Annotated in this window: 17 protein-coding genes and 2 pseudogenes; 15 read left to right on the forward strand and 4 right to left on the reverse strand. The window is 64.6% G+C overall.

Features of this window, described 5'->3' with window-relative positions:
• Positions 1–18 precede the first annotated feature (18 nt).
• From CSC73_RS03100 to pilH, 13 genes and pseudogenes are all read left to right on the forward strand, one after another.
• A complete protein-coding gene (locus tag CSC73_RS03100) occupies positions 19–498 on the forward strand; it encodes a VOC family protein (RefSeq protein ID WP_163838953.1) in 480 nt (159 codons plus the stop codon).
• Positions 495–893 (forward strand): VOC family protein, encoded by a 399-nt coding sequence (locus tag CSC73_RS03105; RefSeq protein ID WP_163838954.1) that lies wholly within the window; start codon positions 495–497, stop codon positions 891–893. Before CSC73_RS03100 ends, CSC73_RS03105 begins: the two co-directional genes overlap by 4 nt.
• Entirely contained in the window at positions 890–1,822 is a 933-nt protein-coding gene (gene bla, locus CSC73_RS03110; protein ID WP_163838955.1) for a subclass B3 metallo-beta-lactamase, read from the forward strand. Before CSC73_RS03105 ends, bla begins: the two co-directional genes overlap by 4 nt.
• Positions 1,819–2,991 (forward strand): annotated as a pseudogene (locus CSC73_RS03115) (ribosomal protein uL16 3-hydroxylase); the annotation flags it as partial. The gene bla and the pseudogene CSC73_RS03115, both read left to right, overlap by 4 nt.
• 2 nt (positions 2,992–2,993) lie before the next feature.
• On the forward strand, positions 2,994–3,902 hold the full coding sequence (locus tag CSC73_RS03120) for a GNAT family N-acetyltransferase (RefSeq protein ID WP_163838957.1): 909 nt from the start codon (positions 2,994–2,996) through the stop codon (positions 3,900–3,902).
• A gap of 222 nt (positions 3,903–4,124) precedes the next feature.
• Entirely contained in the window at positions 4,125–6,965 is a 2,841-nt protein-coding gene (locus CSC73_RS03125; RefSeq protein ID WP_163838958.1) for a 2-oxoglutarate dehydrogenase E1 component, read from the forward strand.
• Between the two features lie 41 nt (positions 6,966–7,006).
• Entirely contained in the window at positions 7,007–8,239 is a 1,233-nt protein-coding gene (gene sucB, locus CSC73_RS03130; RefSeq protein ID WP_163838959.1) for a dihydrolipoyllysine-residue succinyltransferase, read from the forward strand.
• A 194-nt stretch (positions 8,240–8,433) separates the two neighbouring features.
• The gene (lpdA, locus tag CSC73_RS03135) at positions 8,434–9,858 is read left to right on the forward strand and encodes a dihydrolipoyl dehydrogenase (RefSeq protein WP_163838960.1); all 1,425 of its coding nucleotides are present in this window, start codon (positions 8,434–8,436) and stop codon (positions 9,856–9,858) included.
• A gap of 180 nt (positions 9,859–10,038) precedes the next feature.
• A complete protein-coding gene (locus CSC73_RS03140) occupies positions 10,039–10,632 on the forward strand; it encodes an LOG family protein (protein WP_163838961.1) in 594 nt (197 codons plus the stop codon).
• Positions 10,633–10,874: 242 nt separating this feature from the next.
• Positions 10,875–11,033 (forward strand): annotated as a pseudogene (locus CSC73_RS18430) (GIY-YIG nuclease family protein); the annotation flags it as partial.
• A gap of 3 nt (positions 11,034–11,036) precedes the next feature.
• On the forward strand, positions 11,037–11,153 hold the full coding sequence (locus tag CSC73_RS18715; RefSeq protein WP_484573218.1) for a GIY-YIG nuclease family protein: 117 nt from the start codon (positions 11,037–11,039) through the stop codon (positions 11,151–11,153).
• Between the two features lie 70 nt (positions 11,154–11,223).
• Positions 11,224–12,219, forward strand: coding sequence for an acrylyl-CoA reductase family protein (locus CSC73_RS03150; RefSeq protein WP_163838962.1), 996 nt, complete (start codon positions 11,224–11,226; stop codon positions 12,217–12,219).
• A 95-nt stretch (positions 12,220–12,314) separates the two neighbouring features.
• Positions 12,315–12,707 carry a twitching motility response regulator PilH gene (gene pilH / locus CSC73_RS03155; RefSeq protein WP_093280002.1) on the forward strand — a complete coding sequence of 131 codons (393 nt, stop codon included), beginning with the start codon at positions 12,315–12,317 and terminating at the stop codon, positions 12,705–12,707.
• A gap of 36 nt (positions 12,708–12,743) precedes the next feature.
• On the opposite strand, the gene CSC73_RS03160 is transcribed toward pilH, so the two are convergent.
• Together CSC73_RS03160 and CSC73_RS03165 are read right to left on the reverse strand one after the other, a co-directional pair.
• Complete coding sequence (locus CSC73_RS03160; RefSeq protein WP_163838963.1) at positions 12,744–13,640, reverse strand: DnaJ C-terminal domain-containing protein; 897 nt, start codon at positions 13,638–13,640, stop codon at positions 12,744–12,746.
• A gap of 106 nt (positions 13,641–13,746) precedes the next feature.
• A complete protein-coding gene (locus CSC73_RS03165; RefSeq protein WP_163838964.1) occupies positions 13,747–14,199 on the reverse strand; it encodes an Hsp20/alpha crystallin family protein in 453 nt (150 codons plus the stop codon).
• 147 nt (positions 14,200–14,346) lie between these two features.
• Between CSC73_RS03165 and CSC73_RS03170 the strand changes: the two genes are divergently transcribed.
• Positions 14,347–14,829, forward strand: coding sequence for a peroxiredoxin (locus CSC73_RS03170; protein WP_163838965.1), 483 nt, complete (start codon positions 14,347–14,349; stop codon positions 14,827–14,829).
• 29 nt (positions 14,830–14,858) lie between these two features.
• Positions 14,859–15,443 (forward strand): ferritin-like domain-containing protein, encoded by a 585-nt coding sequence (locus CSC73_RS03175; RefSeq protein ID WP_163838966.1) that lies wholly within the window; start codon positions 14,859–14,861, stop codon positions 15,441–15,443.
• Positions 15,444–15,526: 83 nt separating this feature from the next.
• On the opposite strand, the gene pbpC is transcribed toward CSC73_RS03175, so the two are convergent.
• Positions 15,527–17,908, reverse strand: a complete 2,382-nt coding sequence (gene pbpC, locus CSC73_RS03180) for a penicillin-binding protein 1C (RefSeq protein WP_163839071.1) — start codon at positions 17,906–17,908, stop codon at positions 15,527–15,529.
• Positions 17,909–18,015: 107 nt separating this feature from the next.
• Positions 18,016–22,941, reverse strand: a complete 4,926-nt coding sequence (locus CSC73_RS03185) for an alpha-2-macroglobulin family protein (protein WP_163838967.1) — start codon at positions 22,939–22,941, stop codon at positions 18,016–18,018.
• Between the last annotated feature and the right edge of the window lie 178 nt (positions 22,942–23,119).

Below are 23,119 nucleotides of genomic sequence, written 5' to 3' on the forward strand. Positions count from 1 at the left end.
GCGGCTTTCAACAGCCAAATGGCTGGTCAAGCTGGGATCCATTTTGACTTTCGCGTTTCAGCAGGAATGCACCGATGTCCAGCCAAGATCAAGATGGATCCCAGCTTTCGCTGGGATGACGAGCAAGCGATGATGCCCGCACTCCCCGAAAACCAGGCTCAAGGCGTCATAGAGATTGTCGGACCCGATGTCGAGGCACTGCTGGAGTTCTATCTGTCGATAGGCTTTGAACTGGAGCGTCGCGACGGCGATTTCGCAGTGGTGCATTGGGAAGGCACGCGACTATTCCTGGCGGGCAACCCCGATGCGCCGGTCACCGACTGCTGGCGCAGCCTGCGCATCATGGTCGACAACGTAGATGCCAAGTGGGACGAGGCCAACCGGTTGCAATTGGAAATAAGTAATCCGATCGCGGACAAACCCTATGGATTGCGCGATTTCGTTCTCAAGGATCCGGCCGGCTTCGGCCTTCGCTTCGCCCAAGCGATCTCCGCATGAAGCAACTCATCAACATCGACGTACCAGATCTTGTGGCCGCTGAAGCTTTCTATGGCGAAGCATTCGGCCTGCGGCCCGGCCGCCGTCTCGGCCGCGAAGTCCTGGAAATGCTCGGCGGCACTGCGCCGCTATACCTCTTGCAGAAAGCACCCGACAGCATCGGCGCGGCAGATGATACGCGCACCTACCAGCGACATTGGATGCCGATGCATGTGGACGTGGTGGTCGATGAGTTGGAACCGGCGCTCGAACGCGCGCTTGCCGCGGGCGCCATCAAGGAAGGATTGATTCGCGAAGCCGGCTGGGGGCGTATCGTCCAGCTGGCCGATCCCTTTGGCCATGGCTGGTGCCTGTTGCAGTTCGTGGGCCGCGGCTACGACGAGATTGCCACATGACCCTGCGCAACACCCTGCTCCGCTACGCGTTCGCACCCGCTCTTTTGCTGCTTGCCCAGCAGGTCACCGCCTCGGACAAGATCGCAGCGCCCCCCACTTCCACCAAAGTGTGTGCCGACGACGCGGACTGGAGCGATCCGTCCGCTCCGCTGCGGGTCTACGGCAACACCTGGTATGTCGGCACCTGCGGGATAGGCGCCTTGCTGGTGACTTCGCCGCAGGGCCACATTCTGATCGACGGCGCCACCTCGCAAGCCGGGGCGCAGATCCTGGCGAACATCCGTTCCCTTGGCTTCAGGCCGGAAGACGTGCGCGCCATCCTGTCCACGCACGAGCACTCCGACCATGCCGGCGGACTGGCCGGACTGCAACGCGCCACCGGCGCCCCGGTGCTTGCGCGCGCACCCGCCGTGGAAACGCTGAAACGCGGCGCCAGCGACCGCAGCGACCCGCAGCTCCTGGAACTCACGCCCTTCCCCGCAGTCGCCAACGTGAAGTCCATCGCCGATGACGAAATAGTCGCGGTCGGTCCGCTGGCGCTGCAGGCCATCGCCACGCCCGGACATACGGCCGGCGGCACCAGTTGGACCTGGCGTTCGTGCGAAGGCGATGACTGCCGGCAGATCGTTTATGCGGACAGCCTGACCGCCATCTCCGACGATACCTATCGTTTCAGCGACGACGACGCGCATCCGGGCTATCTTGCCGCGTTCCGCGAAACGCTGGCGCGCGTGGACGCGCTGCCCTGCGATATCCTGATCACGCCGCATCCTTCGGCCAGCGGTTTGTGGTCGCGTATCGGTCCCGGCGCCAACCAGCCGCTGGCCGACACCGGCGCCTGCCGCGCTTACGCGCAGAAGGCCACGGCACGGCTGGACAAGCGTCTGGCCGACGAAGCCGCCGCCCCCGCCGACAAGAGCGCGCCATGATCGAAGTCCACGCCACCGCCAAACATTTCCTGGGCATGCCTGCGGCGAAGTTCCTGCAGGAATACTGGCAAAAGAAGCCGCTGCTGATCCGCGCCGCTTTTCCGGACTTCGTGTCGCCCATCGAACCGGAGGACCTGGCTGGTCTGGCCTGCGAAGAACTGGCCCTGTCGCGCATCGTCGCCCACGACCGTGCGGCCGATGCCTGGACGCTGCGCACCGGCCCCTTCAGCGAGGAAGAATTCCCCGGCATGCCCGACCACGACTGGACCCTGCTGGTGCAGGATGTGGACAAGTGGGACGTGGACGTGCGCCAGTTGCTGGGGCACTTCGATTTCCTGCCGCGCTGGCGCATCGACGATGTGATGGTCAGCTTCGCCGCCACCGGCGGTTCGGTGGGCGCGCATGTGGACCAGTACGACGTATTCCTGCTGCAGGGCCAGGGCCAGCGCCGCTGGCAGATCGATGCCGGCAAGAATCCACCCACCCGTTTCCGCGACGATGCGGAATTGAAACTGCTGCGTGAATTCACCGCGACCCACGACTGGGTCCTGGAACCGGGCGACATGCTGTACCTGCCGCCGGGCGTGCCGCACCATGGCGTTGCGGTCAACCCGTGCCTGACGCTTTCCATCGGCATGCGCGCGCCATCTTCGGCCGAACTGGTCAGCGACTACCTGGACAACCTGATCGCCGACGCGGACGAATCGTTGCGCTACCACGACCCGGATCTGGTCCCGCCCAAGGATCCCAACGAAATCGACGCTGCGGCGATGGTCCGCGCGGTCGAGGCATTGAATGCGTTGCGGCTCAACGATCCGGACAAGCTGGGGGACTGGTTCGGTCGTTTCATCACCACCTACCGCGCCGGCGGCGAAGTGGTGGCCGGCGGCGATCCGCGCTCGCGCATCGAAATCGAATGGGACCTGCAACAAGGCGCTGTACTGCAACGCCACCCGTTCTCGCGCCTGGCCTGGCGCCGCAGCGGCCGCCAGGCCACGCTGTTCTGCAGCGGCCTGGAATTCAGCCTGCCGGTGAAGGACGCGCAGCGCCTGGCCGCTGCCGAGACGCTCGACGGCGACGCCTATGCCGGGCTTTCCGAAAGCGGCCGCGACGTGGCCATGGAACTCCATTCCCAGGGCCATTATCAGCTGCTGGTGGACGAGGACGACTGATGGACGCACGCGCCTTCCATGTGGAACCCATCGACTACGCGACCGGGCTGGCCGAACTGCGCGCGGTGCGCGAAACGGTGTTCGTGCTGGAGCAACAGGTGCCGGTCGAAGAGGAATGGGACGCGCTGGATCCGCTCTGCCGGCACGTCATCGCCCGCGACCGCGACGGCAAACCCATCGGCACCGGACGGCTGACGCCGGAGCGCAAGATCGGCCGCATGGCGGTACTGGCCGACTGGCGCGGCCAGGGCGTGGGCGATGCGATGCTGGCCGCGCTGCTGTCAGAGGCCCGCAACCAGGGCTGGCCGGCGGTGTCTTTGAACGCGCAGGTATCGGCCGAAGCCTTCTATGCGCGCCAGGGTTTCGTTCCCTACGGCGAACGCTTCTGGGAAGCGGGTATCGAACACCAGGCCATGCGCCGGGTCCTGCACGGCCCCACCGTCGTGGAGAACGCCGCCGGGGCCATCGCCGCGCTGACCGCCGTGACCGCGCAGGCCCGCCGCTGCCTGCGCATCTACAGTCGGGAGCTGGATCCCGGCTTGCTGGACAATCCGCTGGCGCTGGATGCGCTGCGCCGCTTCGCCACCGGTACCCGTGGCGGCGAAATACAGATCCTGCTGCAGGACGCCGCCACTCCGCAGCGCACCCTCGCGCCGCTGCTGACCCTGGCCCAGCGTCTGCCGAGCGTGTTCGCGTTCCGTGAAGTCCGCGAGCCCGTAGACAAGGCCTACGCATCTGCTTTCGTCTGCAACGATGTGAGCGGCTACTACTTCCGCCCGCTGGGCCACCGCTTCGATGGCGAGGCCGACCTGGACGGCGCGGGCCGCGCCCGGCAGTTGTACGAGGAGTTCGGCCGCTTCTGGGAGCGTTCACGGCCCTGCACCGAGTACCGGGCACTGGGGATCTGAGCGGCAGCTCCGGTGAAGGCGGCGTGCACGACAGTTCCGTGACAGCCATGCCCGCCGGTTGGGCGGTTTTCCTTCGCCATTAGTCCAATGCGGGTGCCCGCCCCATTCACCATGCGCGTATAATTTCCGCGTATTCATCTCGCCCGGGCGGGGCCCCACCCATACCCGCCGGAACCCCCCAAGCCAGACATCGGCCCTCCGACAAAGCCAACCTACGCCATCGTGGACAACCTCCTGAAGCAGTTTGCGCAATCCTCGCAACTCGGCGGCGGCAACGCCTCCTTCATCGAAGACCTGTACGAGCAATACCTGGTCTCTCCCGATAGCGTCGGCCCCAAATGGAAGGCCTATTTCGACGGCTTCAAGGGCCGCGAAGCTGGCGACATCCCTCACTCGGCGGTCATCGCCCAGATCACCGAGGCCGCGCGCCATGCCGCCAACAACGGCTATGCCAGCGCTCCTGCTCCAGCCGCCGGCGACGAGCGCGAGCGCAACGTCGGCCGTCTGATCACTTCATACCGTTCGCGCGGCCACCTGGCCGCCAACCTGGATCCGCTGGGGCTGACCCCGCGCCAGGACTCTCCGGACCTGGAGCTTGCGTTCCACAACCTGTCCGACCGCGACCTGGATACCGAATTCAGCACCGGAGGCGTGGCCGGCCAGCCGCGCATGAAGCTGCGCGACCTGCTGGCGCGGCTGAAGGCCACCTACGCCGGCTCCATCGGCACCGAATTCATGTACATCACCGACGTCGAGCAGCGCCAGTGGCTGTACCAGCGCCTTGAAGCGGCCGGCGGCAATTACGGGCTGGACGCCGATGCCCAGCGCAGGACCCTGGAACGCGTGACCGCGGCCGAGGGCCTGGAACGCTACCTGCACACCAAGTACGTGGGTCAGAAACGCTTCTCGCTGGAAGGCGGCGATGCGCTGATCCCGCTGCTCGACCTGACCATCCGCCGCGCCGGTACCGACGGAGTCAAGGACATCGTGCTGGGCATGGCCCACCGCGGCCGCCTCAACGTGCTGGTCAACACCCTGGGCAAGTCGCCGCGCAAGCTGTTCGACGAGTTCGAAGGCAAGTTCGAGCATGCCGAAGACGACCGCGCCCATACCGGCGACGTGAAATACCACATGGGCTTCAGCGCCGACATCGCCACTCCGGGCAATCCGGTGCACCTGGCGCTGGCCTTCAATCCTTCCCACCTGGAAATCGTCGACCCCGTGGTCGCCGGTAGCGTGCGTTCGCGCCAGGAACGCCGCGGCGACAACGAGCGCAAGGCCGTGCTGCCGGTGATCATCCATGGCGACGCCGCCTTCGCCGGCCAGGGCGTGGTGATGGAGCTGTTCCAGATGTCGCAGGCACGCGGTTTCGCGGTCGGCGGCACGCTGCATATCGTCATCAACAACCAGATCGGCTTCACCACCAGCGCGCGCGACGACGCCCGTTCCACCCTGTACTGCACGGACGTGGCCAAGATGGTCGGCGCGCCGGTGCTGCACGTGAACGGCGACGATCCGGAAGCGGTGGTGTTCTGCGCCAACCTGGCCTACGAATTCCGCCAGGCCTTCAAGAAGGACGTAGTGATCGATCTGGTCTGCTACCGGCGCTGGGGCCACAACGAGGCCGACGAGCCGGCGGCGACCCAGCCGTTGATGTACCAGGTGATCCGCGCCCACAAGACCACGCGCGAGCTCTATGCCGCGCAGCTGGAAGAAAAAGGCGTGATCCGTCCGGGCGAGGCGCAGGCGCTGGTCGACAGCTACCGCAACAAGCTCGATTCGGGCGAAGTCACCACCGAGCTGGCCAAGCCCAAGCCCGACGAACTGGCCATCGACTGGTCCAAGTACCTGTCCGGCAAGATCACCGATCCGGTAGACACCAAGGTCAAGCGCAAGACGCTGGACCAGCTGGCCAAGATCGTCAACACCATTCCCGCAGGCGTCACCCTGCATCCGCGCGTGGCCAAGATCTACGAAGACCGCGTGAAGATGAGCAAGGGCGAGCTGCCCGGCGACTGGGGCTTCGCCGAGAACCTGGCCTACGCCACTCTGTTGTCCGAAGGCCACCGCCTGCGCCTGGTCGGCCAGGATGCGGGACGCGGCACCTTCTTCCACCGCCATGCCATCCTGCACGACCAGAAGACCGACAGTTATTACCTGCCGTTGCGCCAACTGGTCGACAATCCCGAAGACGCCACCATCATCGACTCGCTGCTCAGCGAGGAAGCGGTGATGGCGTTCGAGTACGGCTACTCCACCACCGACCCCAACACGCTGGACATCTGGGAAGGCCAGTTCGGCGACTTCGCCAATGGTGCGCAGGTGGTGATCGACCAGTTCATCGCTGCCGGCGAAGCCAAGTGGAGCCGTATCAGCGGCCTGACCCTGCTGCTGCCGCACGGCTACGAAGGCCAGGGCCCGGAGCACAGTTCCGCGCGCCTGGAACGCTTCCTGCAGCTGTGCGCGCTGGAGAACATGCTGGTCTGCGTGCCCACCACGCCGGCGCAGTGCTTCCACATGATCCGCCGCCAGTTGCGCATGACCACGCGCAAGCCGCTGATCGTGATGACGCCCAAGTCGCTGCTGCGCCACAAGCTGGCGGTGTCGTCGCTGGACGAGCTGGCCAATGGCGAGTTCCAGCACCTGATTCCGGATGCCAGCGCCGATCCGAAGAAGGTCAAGCGGGTGGTGCTGTGCTCGGGCAAGGTCTATTACGACCTGCTGGAAGACCAGCAGAAGCGCGGCCAGGACAACGTGGCGCTGGTCCGCATCGAACAGCTGTATCCGTTCCCGCGCGAACTGCTGGCCGCCGAACTCAAGCGCTACGCCGCCGCCAAGGAAGTGGTGTGGTGCCAGGAAGAGCCGCAGAACCAGGGCGCGTGGTACCAGATCCGCCACCACCTGAAGGCCTGCACCAGCGACAAGCAGGAGCTGTATTACGCTGGCCGTCCACGCTCGCCCTCGCCGGCCGCCGGCCATTTCGCCCAGCACGTGGAAGAACAGCTGAAGCTGGTCGCCGACGCGCTGGTCAACAAGTTCGGCAACGTCATCGTCGCCGAATAATTCCATTCGAATAAACCATCCAAACAGGAAGCCTTTCCAACATGGCCACCGAAGTAAAAGTCCCGGTTCTTCCCGAATCCGTTTCCGATGCCACCATCGCCACCTGGCACAAGAAAGCCGGCGACGCGGTCAAGCGCGATGAGAACCTGGTGGACCTGGAGACCGACAAGGTCGTGCTGGAAGTGCCCTCGCCGGTCGACGGCGTGCTGAAGGAAATCAAGTTCGCCGAAGGCGCCACGGTGACCAGCCAGCAATTGCTGGCGATCATCGAGGAAGGCGCGGCGGCGGCGGTAGGCGCGCCTGCTTCGGCCGGCACCGCGCCGAGTTCGGCATCCACACAGCCGACCGCGGCGGTCGCCGAAGCCCCTAAAGCGCAAGCTTCCAATCCCCCGCCTTCGGCCGGCACCGCGATCACCTCGACCACTACGGACCTGCCACCGGGCGCGCGCTTCACCGCTATCAAGGAAGGCATCAATCCGGCCGACGTCGAAGGCACGGGCCGCAAGGGCGCGGTGACCAAGGAAGACCTGATCAACTACGCCAGCGGCAAGACCGCCGGCGTGTCCGGTGGCGCCCGCCCGGAAGAACGCGTGCCGATGACCCGCATCCGCACCCGCATCGCCGAACGCCTGATGCAGTCCAAGAACTCCATCGCCATGCTCACTTCCTTCAACGAAGTGAACCTGGGCAAGGTCATGGCGATGCGCAAGGAACTGGGCGAATCGTTCGAAAAAGCCAACGGCGTCAAGCTCGGTTTCATGAGCTTCTTCGCCAAGGCCGCCGCCAACGCGCTGCAACGCCACCCGGTGGTGAACGCCTCGGTGGACGGCAACGACATCATCTACCACGGCTACGCCGACATCTCCATCGCCGTTTCCACCGACAAGGGCCTGGTCACGCCGGTGCTGCGCAATGTCGAGCGCCAGAGCTTCGCCGATATCGAAAAGGGCATCGGCGAATACGCCAAGAAGGCGCGCGACGGCAAGCTGGCGCTGGAAGACCTGCAGGGCGGCACCTTCACCATCACCAACGGCGGCACCTTCGGTTCGCTGATGTCCACGCCCATCGTCAATCCGCCGCAGAGCGCCATCCTGGGCATGCACGCGATCAAGGAACGCGCCATCGTCGAAAACGGCGTCGTCATCGCCGCGCCGATGATGTACATCGCCCTGTCCTACGACCACCGCATCATCGACGGCAAGGACGCGGTGCTGTTCCTGGTGGATATCAAGAATCAGCTGGAAAATCCGAGCCGCATGCTGCTCGGGATGTGATGCTTAAAGCCCCTCTCCCATCGGGAGAGGGGTTGGGGTGAGGGTACGGCGAAGCACTTCTGGTGACCTCAGAAGATAGTAATCGGCTCTTTTAATCCCCTTCCAGCGGCACCATTTCTACTCCGCCGTACCCTCATCCGCCCTACGGGCACCTTCTCCCGACGGGAGAAGGGAAAGGCAAAGGAATTCAGAACATGGCAGAACAATTCGACGTCGTCGTCATCGGCTCCGGCCCCGCCGGTTACCACGCAGCCATCCGTGCCGCGCAACTCGGCCTGAAAACCGCCTGCATCGACGCGGCGCTTGGCAAGGACGGCAAACCCGCACTGGGCGGCACCTGCCTGCGTGTCGGATGCATTCCGTCCAAGGCGCTGCTGGATTCCTCTCGCCAGTTCTGGAACCTGCAGCACCTGTTCGGCGAACACGGCATCACCACCAAGGACGCCAAGATCGACGTGGGCACCATGATCGGCCGCAAGGACAAGATCGTGAAGCAGTTCACCGGCGGCATCGCCTTGCTGTTCAAGGCCAACAAGATCACACCGTACTACGGCTTCGGCCAGCTGCAACCCGGCAACATCGTCAAGGTGAAGCAGCACGACGGCACCGAAGTGGAACTGAAAGGCACCAACGTGATCATCGCCGCCGGTTCCGATTCGATCGAACTGCCGTTCGCCAAATTCGACAACGAATACATCGTCGACAACGTCGGCGCGCTGGATTTCACCAGCGTACCCAAGCGCCTGGCCGTGATCGGCGCCGGCGTGATCGGCCTGGAACTGGGCAGCGTGTGGAAGCGCCTGGGCGCCGAAGTCACCATCCTGGAAGCGCTGCCGGAGTTCCTGCCCGCTGCCGATACCGAAGTTTCGAAGACGGCCGCCAAGGAATTCAAGAAACAGGGCCTGGACATCCGCCTCGGCGCCAAGGTCAGCAAGACCGAGGTCAAAAAGAAAGAGGTGCACGTCACCTACACCGGCGCCGAAGGCGAGAAAACCCTCGTCGTCGACCGCTTGCTGGTAGCGGTCGGTCGCAAAGCGGCCTCCAAGGGCCTGCTGGCCGAAGGTACGGGCGTGAAGCTCAACGAGCGCGGCCAGGTGGAAGTGGACGAGCATTGCCACACCGGCGTCGATGGTGTGTGGGCGGTCGGCGACTGCGTGCGCGGCCCGATGCTGGCGCACAAGGGTTTCGAGGAAGGTATCGCGGTGGCCGAACTGATCGCCGGTCTGCCCGGCCACGTCAATCTCGACACGGTTCCGTGGGTGATCTATACCGAGCCGGAAATCGCCTGGGTCGGCAAGACCGAGCAGCAGCTCAAGGCCGAAGGCATTCCGTACAAGACCGGTAGCTTCCCGTTCGCGGCGCTGGGCCGTGCGGTGGCGATGGGCGAGCCCGCGGGCTTCGTCAAGGTCATCGCGCACGAAGAGACCGACCGCATCCTGGGCATGCATCTGGTGGGTGTGGGCGTTTCCGAACTGGTGCACGAAGGCGTTCTGGCCATGGAATTCAGCGGCTCGGCCGACGACCTGGCCCGTATCTGCCACGCGCACCCGACGCTTTCCGAAGCGGTGCACGATGCGGCGATGTCGGTGGCCAAGCGGTCTATCCACAAAGTCAATTGATCTCTCGTCCTTCTCCCATCGGGAGAAGGTGCCCGCAGGGCGGATGAGGGCATGGGCTGTCGGCGTTGGTGTCAGCTTCATGGCGAGTCATTCCGCCTCCCTCATCCGGCGCCGCGCGCCACCCCGTATCAAGTACGGGGCAAGCTCTTCTCCCGGCGGGAGAAGGAAGCAAGAGCAACCATGAAATCGATTTGCGTCTATTGCGGCTCAAACGCCGGCAGCAAGACCGTCTATTCCGAGCGTGCAGCGGCGCTGGGCGACCGTATCGCCAAGGAAGGGCTTCGCCTGATCTACGGCGGCGGCAATGTCGGCTTGATGGGCGTGGTCGCCAATGCCGTGCTGGAAGCCGGTGGCCAAGTGACCGGCGTGATTCCGAAGCAACTGGCCGATTGGGAAGTGGCGCACCGCGGCCTGACCGAACTGGAAATCGTCGGCTCCATGCACGAGCGCAAGGCGCGCATGTTCGACCTGGCCGACGGCTTCGTCACCCTGCCCGGCGGCTTCGGCACCATGGAAGAGATCTTCGAGATGCTGACCTGGCGCCAGCTGGGCATAGGCAACAAACCCTGCGCCTTCCTGGACGTGGACGGCTTCTACGCGCCGCTGATCGGCATGATCGACCGGATGGTGGAAGAGCGCTTCCTGCACGCGGACCAACGGCAGGATCTGTGGCACGGCGAAGATATCGCCGCGATGCTGCAATGGATGCGCGATTACCAGCCGGCGCAGGCTTCTAAGTGGATCGATGAGAAGCGGCGGATGGCGTTGCGGTGACTCCGCCCATTAGGGAGATCGCTGAGAGCTGGTCAGCTGTCCTTTTTAGTCATTTCGTAATCCTCATCGACGTCATCCCAGCGAAAGCTGGGATCCATTTTGACTTTCGCGCCATCCCCATTTGGCGCGCGCCGGCGTAATTTGCGAAGATCAAGATGGATTCCAGCTTACGCTGGAATGACGATTCATTATTTCGTGCAAATCCGGGCTAAGGAAAGCCAAATGCAACGAGAGCGCATCCCTTGCGTCTATATCCTCGCCAGCTCAAGGCGGGGCACACTTTATATGTAGGTGTTACATCCAACCTCCCCGCCCGCATCTGGCAGCACAAGAACAATCAGGTGGACGGATTCACCAAAAAGTATCGGATACATACTTTGGTCTGGTACGAGGTGCACGGGACCATGGAATCTGCAATCCTGCGCGAGAAGGCGATCAAGGCCTGGAAGCGGCTTTGGAAAATCGAGTTGGTGGAGAAGTCGAATCCGGAGTGGCTGGATCGTTATTCCGGAATACTCTGATTCGGCCCTGGAACAAGATCAAAATGGATCCCAGCGTTCGCCGGGATGCCGACTGGAGAAGTTCATTGTCATGACCATCCCGAATCAGTTCCCCGCCTTCCGCATCCACGACGACGCCGACGGCTACCGCGCCGGCATCGAATCCATTTCGCTGGATGACCTCAATCCCGGCGAAGTGGTCATCAAAACCGAATACTCCTCGGTCAACTTCAAGGATGCCCTGGCCGGCACCGGCAAAGGCAAGATCCTGCGCAAGTTCCCACTGGTGGGCGGCATCGATGTCGCCGGCCACGTGGTTGCCAGCACCGATCCTGCTTTCAAGGAAGGCGACGCAGTGCTGGTCACCGGCTCCGGATTGAGCGAAACCCGGGACGGCGGTTACGCCGCCTATGCGCGGCTGGAGTCGAAGTGGGTGATTCCCCTGCCCACCGGCCTGAGCCTGCGCGAGAGCATGATCCTGGGTACGGCCGGCTTCACTGCAGCGCTCGCGCTCTACCGCATGCTCGACAACCGGCAGACGCCCGGCCTGGGGCCGCTGGCCGTCACCGGCGCCACGGGCGGCGTGGGTTCGCTGGCGGTCGATATCTTCTCCAGCGCCGGTTTCGAGGTGCATGCCATCAGCGGCAAGGCCGACCAGGCGGACTACCTGAAGTCGCTGGGCGCCGTCCAGGTGCTGGGACGCGACGCGCTGGCTACCACCCGCCCGATGGAATCGGTGCGCTTCGGCGGCGGCCTGGACAACGTGGGCGGCGGCATGCTCACCAGCCTGCTGGCGCAGACGGCTCCTTACGGCAACGTGGCTTCCGCTGGCCTGGTGGCCAGCCAGGAACTGCCCACCACGGTCATGCCATTCATCATCCGCGGCGTCTCTTTGCTGGGTGTGGCCTCGGCGGGAACCGCCCGCGGCATACGCGACGATATCTGGCGGCATCTGGCCGACGACTGGAAACCGAAGCGCCTGGAGGCCATCTGCAAGCGGGAAACGGCGCTGGACGGCCTTCCCGAGGTGTTCAACGGCATGCTTTCGGGCCGGTCGTTCGGCCGCACCCTGGTCAAAACAGGCTGAACGCCAGCCCGGTCGCGCCAGCCCGGCGCCTACCCCATTTTCCGTTGACGCAAAGTCGCACTACAATCGGCGCTGGGGACTACTTGGGGTAAAGCATGGCGCGCATTCTGATCGTCGACGATTCGCCTTCCCAGCTGCTGGGCATCCAGCGGATCGTCGAAAAACTTGGCCACGAATCACTCACCGCCGAAGACGGCGCTGCGGGCGTCGAAGTCGCCAAGCGCGAACTTCCGGACATGGTGCTGATGGACGTGGTCATGCCCAACCTCAACGGCTTCCAGGCCACGCGCACTTTGAGCCGCGAAGCCACCACCCGGCACATCCCGGTCATCCTGGTCACCACCAAGGACCAGGACACCGACCGCATGTGGGGACTGCGCCAGGGCGCCAAGGCCTACCTGACCAAGCCGTTCTCGGAAGACGAGCTGGCCGAAGTCATCGAGCGCATCTTCAGCACCAGCGAAATGCCGCCGTCCACCGCGGCCTGACGCAAGCGATCGGAATATCCACGAAAACGACGGGGCTCACCCGTCGTTTTCTTTTTCCTCGAACGCATTGGCCAGCATCCGGTAGACGGTGCGCTGACGCTCGTTCACTGCGCGCGGCGCGGTGATTTCCAATTCCACGATCTGGTCGCCGGTGGGCGTGCCCGGCAATCCGCGCCCGCGTAGCCGCAGCTTGCGCCCGGCTTCGGAGTCGGGAGGAATCTTCAGCTCCACCGGGCCGCCCAGGGTGGACACGCTGACCGTGGCGCCGAGCGCGGCCTGCCAGGGAGCCACCGGCAGTACATAGATGATGTTGCGTCCGTCCACCTCGAACTGCGGGTGCGCGGCGTACTCGACTTCCAGCAGCAGGTTGCCGCCACCGTCGCCCTGCCCGGCCAGACGGATCACCTGTCCGGGGCGCACGCCCTTGGGCACGCGCACATCAAGCTGCTTGCCGTTGAGCCCCAGGCGCACACTGCCGCCGTCGTAGACCGCTTGCAGCGGCACGGACACCTTGGCACGCGTATCGCTGGGAGGACGCGGCCCGCGTGCGCCCGCGCCGGGGTGCTGCGCGCGGCGGCCGAACAGGCCTTCGAAGAAATCGCTGAAGCCGCCGTTCGAGCCATCGCTGCCGAATACCTCTTCGAAATCGAAACCCGGGCCGCCAGCGCCGCCGCGCCCGAAATCGGGCGGCGGACGGAACTCCTCGCCGGGCCGGTAACCCCGCGCACGCAACTGGTCGTAGGCCTGGCGCTTCTGCGGGTCGCGCAGCGCCTCATAGGCTTCGTTGACGCCTTTGAACTTCTCTTCGGCCCCCGCTTCCTTGCTGACGTCGGGGTGGTACTTGCGCGCCAACCGCCGGTAGGCGGTCTTGATTTCGGCATCGCCGGCAGTCGGCTCGACCCCGAGCACCTGGTAGTAATCCTTGAACTGCATCGTTCACCTCATGAGCAATCGGCCCGCAATCCTGCGACTGCGAGCCGATTCTACTTAACTGCGGGGCACGGGCGGCGCTACACGCCGAATGCCGTGCCCGCTCCGCTTACTGCACCGTCGGTTCGCCGACCTGGATGCGGCGCGGAGCCGGTTGGGCCTTCTTGGGAATGCTGATCTCCAGCACGCCGTTGCTGCCCTTGGCGACGATGCCTTCGGCGTCGGCGCTGTCCGGCAAGGCGAACTCGCGGTGGAACGCGCCCTGGCGCCGCTCGGTGCGCGAGTATTTCTCGCCTTCGCCGAGCGCCGGATTGGCGCGCTCGCCCTTGATGCTCAACACGCCCTTGTCCATCTGGATCTCGATGGCGTCGGCGGAGATGCCCGGCAGATCGGCCAGGATCACGAAACGTTCCGCTTCCTCGCGCACGTCCACGCGCGGCACCCACTGGGCTTCTGCGGGGCCGTTGGCGGCGGTCTTGTCGAAGAAGTGCTCGAACAACTGGTTGATCTGCTGCTGGCGCGCGACCTGGCGCGGCCAATGGCGGTAACGAACGGCATGCATGGTGTAACTCCTGGAATCTGTTTCCGGTAGGGAGCGGCACTCGGCCGCCATGCACAGGAAATAGGCGTCAAGCAGCCGATTTCAAGTACCTTTGACACGGCCTTACCATTCCACCGCCTACCCTTCGTTCATTCTCAAGGAGTCTCCATGACCATCCAGACCGGCGATGCAATCCCCGAAATCACCCTGAAGCGCATCCGCGAGGGAGTTGAAACGGTGGACACGCCGACGTTGTTCCAAGGCCACAACGCGGTGCTGTTCGCGGTGCCCGGCGCCTTCACGCCCACCTGCTCCGAACGCCACCTGCCCGGCTTCATCGAACACTTCGACCAATTCCGCAAGCGCGGCATAGATGTGTATTGCGTGTCGGTCAACGACCCGTTCGTTATGCAGGCCTGGGGGCAGTCGCAACACGTGCCCGAAGGTTTGCAGATGCTGGCCGATGGCAACGCCGATTTCACCCGCGCGCTGGGCCTGGAAATGGACGCCAGCGGCTACGGCATGGGCGTGCGTTCCAAACGCTACGCGCTGTACGCCGAAGACGGCGTGGTCAAACAGCTGTGGGTCGAATCCCCGGGCGAATTCAAGGTGTCTTCCGCCGAGCACGTACTGGAAAACCTGCCGAACTGATTCCTTCCCCCACGCCACAAGGCCAGCCGATGTCCAAGCCAGCCAGCAAATCCAAGCCACGGCAAGCTGCCGTTACCGGCAAGTCGCCTTTGACCGACACCGCCACCCTGCGCGCCAATGCCCGCAGGAACATCGAGGACGGTGCGGTCACCAGCACCTACGGCGCAGACAAGGAGGAAGTGATACGCCTTCTGAACGGAGCGTTGGCCACCGAGTGGGTCTGCGTGTTGCGCTACTACCGCCATTACTTCATGGCTTCGGGCATGCTGGCCGACTCGGTCAAGGCCGAGTTCCTGGAACACGCGCAGCAGGAGCAGGAGCACGCCAACAAGATCTCCGAACGCATCGTGCAACTGGGAGGCGAACCGGATCTGAATCCCGACACGCTGAGCAAACGCGCGCATGCCGAATACAAGGTGGGCCACAACCTTCGCGACATGGTCAAGGAGGATCTGATCGCCGAACGCATCGCCATCGACAGCTATCGCGAAATGATCAACTACATCGGCGACCGCGACACCACCACCAAGCGCATCCTGGAATCCATCCTGGCCCAGGAAGAAGAGCACGCCGACGAGTTCTCGGACCTGCTCGACGGCTGGATAGGCGACTGACCGGTTTTGTAGGAGCGGGCCCTGCCCGCGACGCTTTTATCGGGCGAAATGAAAAGCGTCGCGGGCAGGGCCCTACACGATCCTCATAAAAGGACGCGGAAACCTATCCGCGTCCAGGCGCCGTTCTCCGCCAGCGCGGTCAGGGTGTGGTCGCCGGGCTCCGCATAGTCGCGCTGGAAAGACTGCGCGCCCTGGGTCTGCGCTATCCACTTTCCATCCAGCAGCCATTGGATCTTGGCGTCGCTGCCCAGCGCGCGTATCTGCAATCTCGCGGCATGCGCACTGCCGGGCGCACGGGCGATGGTGGCGCGGTCGTTCAGGCCTTCGATGCGAAGTTCCGTGGAAGCTTCGCGTCCATCGGCGATGCAGTCCGGGGACAGGGCCGGCAACCGGGATTGCTTGCGCGTTTCCGCCGACAGCCACGGCGAGGCCAGTGCCGGCCAGCGCGCGATCTGCGCCGCACGCGGCTCATGCGCTTTCGCGCACTCGCCCGAGAGCCTGAGACCTGTTTTCGCATCCACCTCGAAGCGCTCGCGTCCTGCACTCCAGAGTCTGGCATCGCGCTCGGCGAAAGTCGGCGGGACGGCTCCGTCCAGCGTCCATGCCTTCATCCGCCGCTGGCACAGTTGCGGCGCTTCGGTTTCTGGCGGCAGCCCGAGCGGCCAGCAGATCTCGGTTTCCGCCACGTTGGCCGGCGGCGGCACGGGAACGCCATCGCTGCGCGCGCGCGGCAGACTGTCGATCACTTCGAACATCAAAGGCAGCGCGGTGACCGCGCCGTACTGGCCCGGCAAGGGCGTACCGTCCGGGCGCCCTACCCACACGCCGACCGTATAGCGGCGCGTGCCGCCGATCGCCCATGCGTCGCGGAAACCGTAGCTGGTGCCGGTCTTCCACGCTACGCGCGGACGCGAACCGATATCGAACGTACCCAACCCATAACCAGGCCTCGGGTTGGCTTCGAGTATTTCGCGCAGGATCCAGGCCGCGCCCGGCGACATCATGCGTCGGTCCACCGCCGGGTCGGCATCGGTATAACGCACGCGCCCGGCGAGGCCTTCGCGGTTGAATGCGGCGAACGCGCCCACCAGGTCTTCCAGCCGCGCGCCTGTGCCGCCCAGGATCATGGCCAGATTGGGTTTGCCGCCACGCGGATATTTCAGCTCGATCCCGCCATTGGCCAAGCGCGCGGAAAAACGCGCCGGGCCTACCCGATCCAGCAAGTCCACCGCGGGCACATTCAAGGAAAGCCGCAAGGCTTCGGCCGCGCCGATGGGACCGTTGAACGCCGAATCGAAATTGCCGGGACGATAGCCGCCGAAAGTCTGCGGCGCATCGATCAGCAGGCTTTCCGAATGGATCAGCCCGTCGTCCAGCGCCAGCCCATACAGGAAAGGCTTCAAGGTGGAACCGGGCGAGCGCCAGGCCTGCACCATGTCCACGTGGCCCAGTCGTTGTTTGTCGCCGAAAGTCACCGAACCCACGTAGGCGCGCGCCTGCATACTGGCGTTGTCGACCACCAGCAGGGCCGCCGAAGTGCGTTCGGGAAGATTGGAGAAATAAGCGGCCACGCGTTCCTCCAGTGTGCGCTGGAGTTCGGGATCGATGCTGGAGACGATGCGCGCGGCCTTGGGATCGGCCTGATGCAGGCGTTCGGCCAGCAAGGCGGCGTTGAGCGGTGGTTTCAGGGAACGGGCGACCACCGATTCGACGCGGGCATCGTCCACCTCCGCTTGCGACCAGACGCCTAAGGCGACCATGCGCTTGAGCACTTTGTCCCGCGCCGCGCGCGCCGCTTCCGGATGCCGGTCCGGGCGCAGGCGGCTGGGCGATTGCGGCAACACCGCCAGCAGAGCCGCTTCGGCCTGCGACAGTCGCGAAGCCGGTTTGCCCAGATAGGCCCAGCTGGCCGCTTCCACGCCCTCGATGGTGCCGCCGAACGGTGCGCGCTCCAGATACAACTGCAGGATTTCCCGTTTGGACAGATGCGCTTCGAGCTGCAGCGCACGCAGCAGTTGCTTGGCCTTGCCCCAGGGCGTGCGCGAGTGCGGGTCGAGGATGCGCGCGACTTGCATGGTCAAGGTGGAACCGCCGGAGACGATGCGTCCGCCACTAAGCCATTGCCCGCCCGCGCGCAGCAACGCCCAGGGGTTGATGCCGGGATGCTTCCAGAACCAGCGGTCTTCGTAGTTGAGCAGCGCCTGCAGGTACAGCGGCGACACGGTTTCGGGAGTGGCCGGGTAGCGCCAGACGCCATTGCGGTCGGCGAAGGCACGCAGCGGAGTTCCGTCGCGCGCTACCACCAGCGTGCTGGTGTCGCGGGCCTTGGGAAGTGGCAGCGGAAAGGCGAGATCCAGAACGAGGACCGTCACCAGCACGGCGACGGTGCCCCATCGAAGCCAGGACAGCAGGCGTCGCACGCCTTTCCTTCTCCCTCCGGGAGAAGGTGGCGCGAAGCGACGGATGAGGGAGTGGAAATTCCGCGTCACGGATGTCTACCGCGAGCGGATAGTCCGCTCCCTCATCCGCCCTTCGGGCACCTTCTCCCAGAGGGAGAAGGGAAGCCCGCAAGTCACGGCTGAACCACCGTGATCGAAGCCGGCGTCGACTTGCCCACCCCGCGGATATCCGGCCGATACATATCTTCCACCAGCGGCGGCGGCACGCTGTAGGTGCCGGGCGTGACCGCGCGGACCAGATAGAACACCTTGGCCGCGTCGCCGCGGTCCAGCTTCAGCGCAGCCACGTAGCGGTCGTCGCGGTACTCCTCGTGCTTGACGTCGGCGGAACTGGAACGGTCGGTGATGTTGATGCCGTCCACCACCACATCCGCCCACTGCTTGGCGTCGCCCAGGTTGAAGTTCTCGATCTCGAGGCCCGCCGGCAGCAGATCGGTGAACAAGGCGTCGGGCATGCTCACGTTGGCGGTGATGCTGACGCGGACGATCAACGCCTCGCCTTCCTTCAAGACGCCGCCCTTCCACTCCTTGCCGTCGGTCGTGTAGTAATCGCGCTCGATGCCGATCTGCTTGTTGTCGAAGGCCGGCGCACTACGCGGAATGCCGGCGATTTCCAGGCTGGCGAACAGCGGCGGCGCGCCTTCCGGCGTGAACTTCACGCCCTTGGCCAGGGTGACGTAGTCGAACGCACGGCCGAACAGCTTGGTTGGCGCAATGCTTTCGCTTTCGCCGCCTACGCTGTAGCTGCCGGACACCAGTTTCGTCTGGTCGGCCATCAAGGCCTTGCCCAGCCGCGCCAGCGCGACCTGCTCCTGCGTGCTCAAGTACATCCAGCCGGAATTGCGGCGTGCATCCAACTCGCGCCCCAAGGCCACCGAACGCGCATCGTAAGCCGGCTTGGACAGCTTGCGTTCGTGCACCAGCGCGATCATCAGCGCATCGTCCCGCACGCGGCTGCCGTAGTCGCCCAGGTAACCGGGACGGTCGCCGGTCTTGGCGAAACCATCGGCGATGGCCTTCTCGCCCCGCTTCTTGTCGCCCTGCAGCGACAGCGCGATGCCCAGATGGACCAACGGCAAACCGGTGAGGCTCTTGCCGCGCTCGTTGTCGTACAACGCGCGCAGCGTGCCCAGCGGCGCACGATTCACCCGTGCCAGCACGTAGCCCGAGTAAGCCTGGCTGGCGAACTTCAGATGGTCGCGCGAGTCGTAGCCGTAGAACTGCGCGCCACCAGCCAGCAGATCCTCGCTCAGGCGATTGAGCGCTTTCTGCAATACGCTATCGGGCACGGCGAATCCGCCCTCCTTCGCATCCAGCAGGAACTCGACGATGTACGGGGTCAGGCCGGGATTGACGTAACCGTCGTCGCCCCACATGGAGAAGTGCCCAGTCGAGACCTGCATCGAAGCCAGCCGCCCGAACGCGCCTTCCATGCGCTCGCGCCGCTTCTTCGGATCCAGGCCCTTCACGCCCAGCATCTTGGCGGTGGCCTCGTCCAGTTCCAGCGCTGCATAACCCTTGCTGGTGGTCTGCTCGGCGCAGCCGTACGGATATTCAAGCGCGCCTTGCAGCGCGCTTGCGAACGGAATCGGCGGCAATGCGCTGACCATCATGCGGGCGGTGACCGAACCGGTCATCAAACCATCGGCGAACCCGCTGCCCAGTTCCACCGGCGACAGCGTATCGAGCACGCGCGTCTGCGAACGCAGCACCGAGGGCCAGCCGGCGCGCACCGGCACGTCGTACTTGCGGTCCACTTTGAAACCGCCCCCGTCCACACGCACGCGTACCTGCGCGGTCGTGTAGCCCTCGCCCGCAACGATGGGGAAGCTCAGCGTGGTCTTGGCGTCCTTGCCCAGCTTGGCGCTGCGTGCCGACTGGGCGATGTTCAACGGCCCGATGCCATCCACCTGCACCTTGAAGTCGCCTGCCGCGCCGGTGAAATTCTGCACGTCCAGGGTCACCGTGCTCTTGTCGCCCGGCGCCAGCACGCGCGGCAGGCTGGCTTCGGCCACGATGGGCGCGCGCACCAGGGTCTCGCGGTCCTTGTTGCCGTAACGGTCGTCGGAATACACCAGCACCGACACGCGCAAGGTGCCGTTGAAATCCGGAACCTTCAATTTGACCCGCGCATTGCCCTTCGCATCCAGTTGCACCGGCCCGGCGAACAGGTCCACGGTCTGCACGCGCGAAGTCGGGCGCTTGGCCTGCGGCAGCGCCGCCAGCGCCATGTCGCCGCCGAAACGGATCTTGGCGGTATCGCCTTCGAAGCTTTCGATCACGCGGCCGTACACGTCGTACGCGTCCACGCCCAAGCGGCGCTGGGCGAAGAACTGCGCATTGGCGTCGGGTACCGGGAAACGGGTGATGTTGAGGATGCCCACATCCACCGCCGACACCGTCACGAACGCCTGCTTGCCGGCCAGTTCCGGTACGCTGACGGTGACCGGCATATCCTGCTCGGGCCGCATCTGCTTGGGCGCGACCAGACCCACCGAAACACGCCGCGCCCTGCGGTCCATAGGCACATGCGCCACGCCCACGGCGCGCGCCGGAGTGATCTTGCTGGGCACCGAACCGCCGCGGAACACCAGCGCAGTGACGTACACGTCATGGCGCTCCCAATCCTTGGTCACCGGAATCTCGAAGGTGCTGCCCGGCTTGGCGTCGATCTCCTGCACGTACAGCAGGCGGTCGCTCTCGACCATCAGCAGGCCCTTGCCGGGGTGCGGCGGGGTGACGGTGACCTTGAGCGTATCGCCGGCCTTGTAGCCGGTCTTGTCCAGCGCGATCTTCACTTTGTCGGGACGCGCGTCCAGGCCGCGGTTCTCGTCGTCCCAGCTCCAGCCGGCATTGAACGGATAGCGCGTGGTCAGGCCGGTGGCCGGATCGAACACTTCCAGCCGGTAGCCGCCCCACTCCACCGGATAATCGACCTTGGCCGCGGTGGCGCCGACATCGAGGGTCTTCACCTCCAGGTTCTCGAAGCGCTGGGTGAAGTCGTAGTCCCAGCCGTCGTCCTCGTCGTAGTTCCAGTGGTAGTCGCGATGCTCGCGCACCAGGGTGACCTTCAGGCCCTTGGCTGGTTGCGGTTTGCCGGCGGCGTCCACCCGCACCAGTTCGAAGCGCGCGTTGCTGTTGGCATCGGCGCCGTCTTTGTCGTCGAACAGCGGGCGCACACCGACCAGCGCAGCGGCCGGCCACAGCACGCGCTTGAGCGTACGGTTGACGGTGCGTCCGCCGGTTTCGTACACGCTGCCCGACACCACCGCCGCTATGGTGCTGGTGGGCTTGGCTTCGGCGGGCAGCGCTATGTCTTCTTCGTACACGCCTTCGGCATTGAAGGTGGTGTCGATGATGTCCTTGGCTTCCTTGGGCAACTGCAATGTTGGGTCGCCGAAGAAGTAACCGGGCAGCTGTTCCAGCGGATGTTGTTCCACGGCGATCGCCAGCTTGGCGGTGAAGCGGTTGCCGTCGGCGGGCGCGCCGTACAGATAAGCGGCCTTGGCCTTGATCTTGAAAGGCTCGCCCGGCTTGAGCACGGCCTGCGTCGTTTCCAGGTCCAGCTTCATGCGCTCGGGCAGGAATTCCTCGATGCGCAGGGTCATGCCCTGCACCGCTTCCTTGCTGGCCGGATCGGTGCGGAATTCCACCTGCCAGCGGCCGGTGGGCGCTTCCACCGGAATGGTCTGTTCGAAGCTGAAATAACCCAGCGCCCCAGGCTGCAGGCGTGTCTCGCGGAAGGTCTTGCCGTCCGGCTGTTTCAAACGCAGGAACACCGGTTGCGGCTTGGTGGGCTTGCCGTCGTTGTCGCGCAACAGCGCGTTGATGCGTACGGTTTCGCCCGGGCGGTAGAGATCGCGTCCGGACCAGGCGAAAACATCGAACCAGGCGGCTTCACGGCCCGCCACCGAGAACTCGGACAGGTCCAGCGCCGGCTGGTTGAACGGCAGCATGGACACGTCGTTGCCGCGCTTGGCGATCAACACCTGTCCCGCATCCAGCTTGTAGTTGAGCAGGACGTTGCCGTTGCCGTCGGTCTCGCCCTTCAGGAACACTTCGCCCTGCGGGTCCAGGACCTTCAGCTCCACCCCGCCGATGGCATCGCCGTTGTTGAGCGAGGCGGTGTGCACGAACAACTTGTCCTTGTAGGCGCGCGCGTGCAGGCCGATGTCGCTGACGGTGAAGAAGGCGGTTTCGAAATCGCCGGAGAACTTGCCGGTGCGCTTCATCACCGCGAAGTACAGGCCGGGTTCCTGCAGCTCCTTGATGTCCTGGATGGGCAGGTAGGTCAGCATGCGTTCGTTGGGCTTGCCGCCCAGCACGAAGCGGTTGACGTAGACCGGTTCGGCCAGATCTCCGATCGGCGTGTTGTCGCCGTAGTCGCTGTCCAGGTCCCAGCTGCCGCGGCGGCCGCCGCGCTGGTACTCGGAAAAGAACTTGGGCAGGCTCTTCTCGCCGACGCGCAGGAACTCCACGTCCACTTCCTTGACGTTGATCGACACCACCGGCAGGCCACGGCTTTCGCGCGCCGGCAGCACGCTGCCTTGCGAGGCGAAGCCCACTGCAGGATCCAACTGGCCGGTATGGACTTTCTCTTTCAGCTCCTTGCCCAGACGGCTGCCGTCGGCGGCCAGCAGGTCGGCGCGTACCAGGACCTGATAGTCCTTGGCCGCTTCCACGTAAGGGAAGCGCAGGATCAGGCCTTTTTCGTCCAGCACCCAGCTGCCCTTGACCGCAGCGCCCTTGTCGTCGGTCACCGCCAGCAGGTCGTCGAAGTTCTGCGAGCCCACCAACGGGCGGCTGAATTCCAATGCGATGGAAAGGTCGCCGTCGTGTTCGTCCGGGTAAATGCTGGCCAGCGCGAAGCCCTTGATCTCCTGCTTCTGCGCCTTGATCGGCTCGCCGCTGGGCTCGGGAAGCTGCCCGGTTTCGTTGCGCTTGCAGGCGCCCAGCGCCAGCAGCAATAACGCTGAAACGAAAAACGCGCGCACCAGATGGGTACGCGCGTTTGCCTTGCTCTGCGATGCCGATTCCATTTGCATTTCCCTGCCTAGGATGTACTGGCAGTATAGAACGCAAACCTGACCTGTTCGGGGTCAACCCTACTCACAATTGCAAGATTCTGCCCTCGCTCAAACGCATGGCTTAAGTCAGCGATCGGCTCTTGCTTTGCCCCCTTTGGAAAAGGGGGCTACGGGGGATTTGCTCTTGGCG

The sequence above is a fragment of the Pseudoxanthomonas sacheonensis genome (assembly GCF_010093305.1).
Lineage (GTDB): Bacteria > Pseudomonadota > Gammaproteobacteria > Xanthomonadales > Xanthomonadaceae > Pseudoxanthomonas_A > Pseudoxanthomonas_A sacheonensis.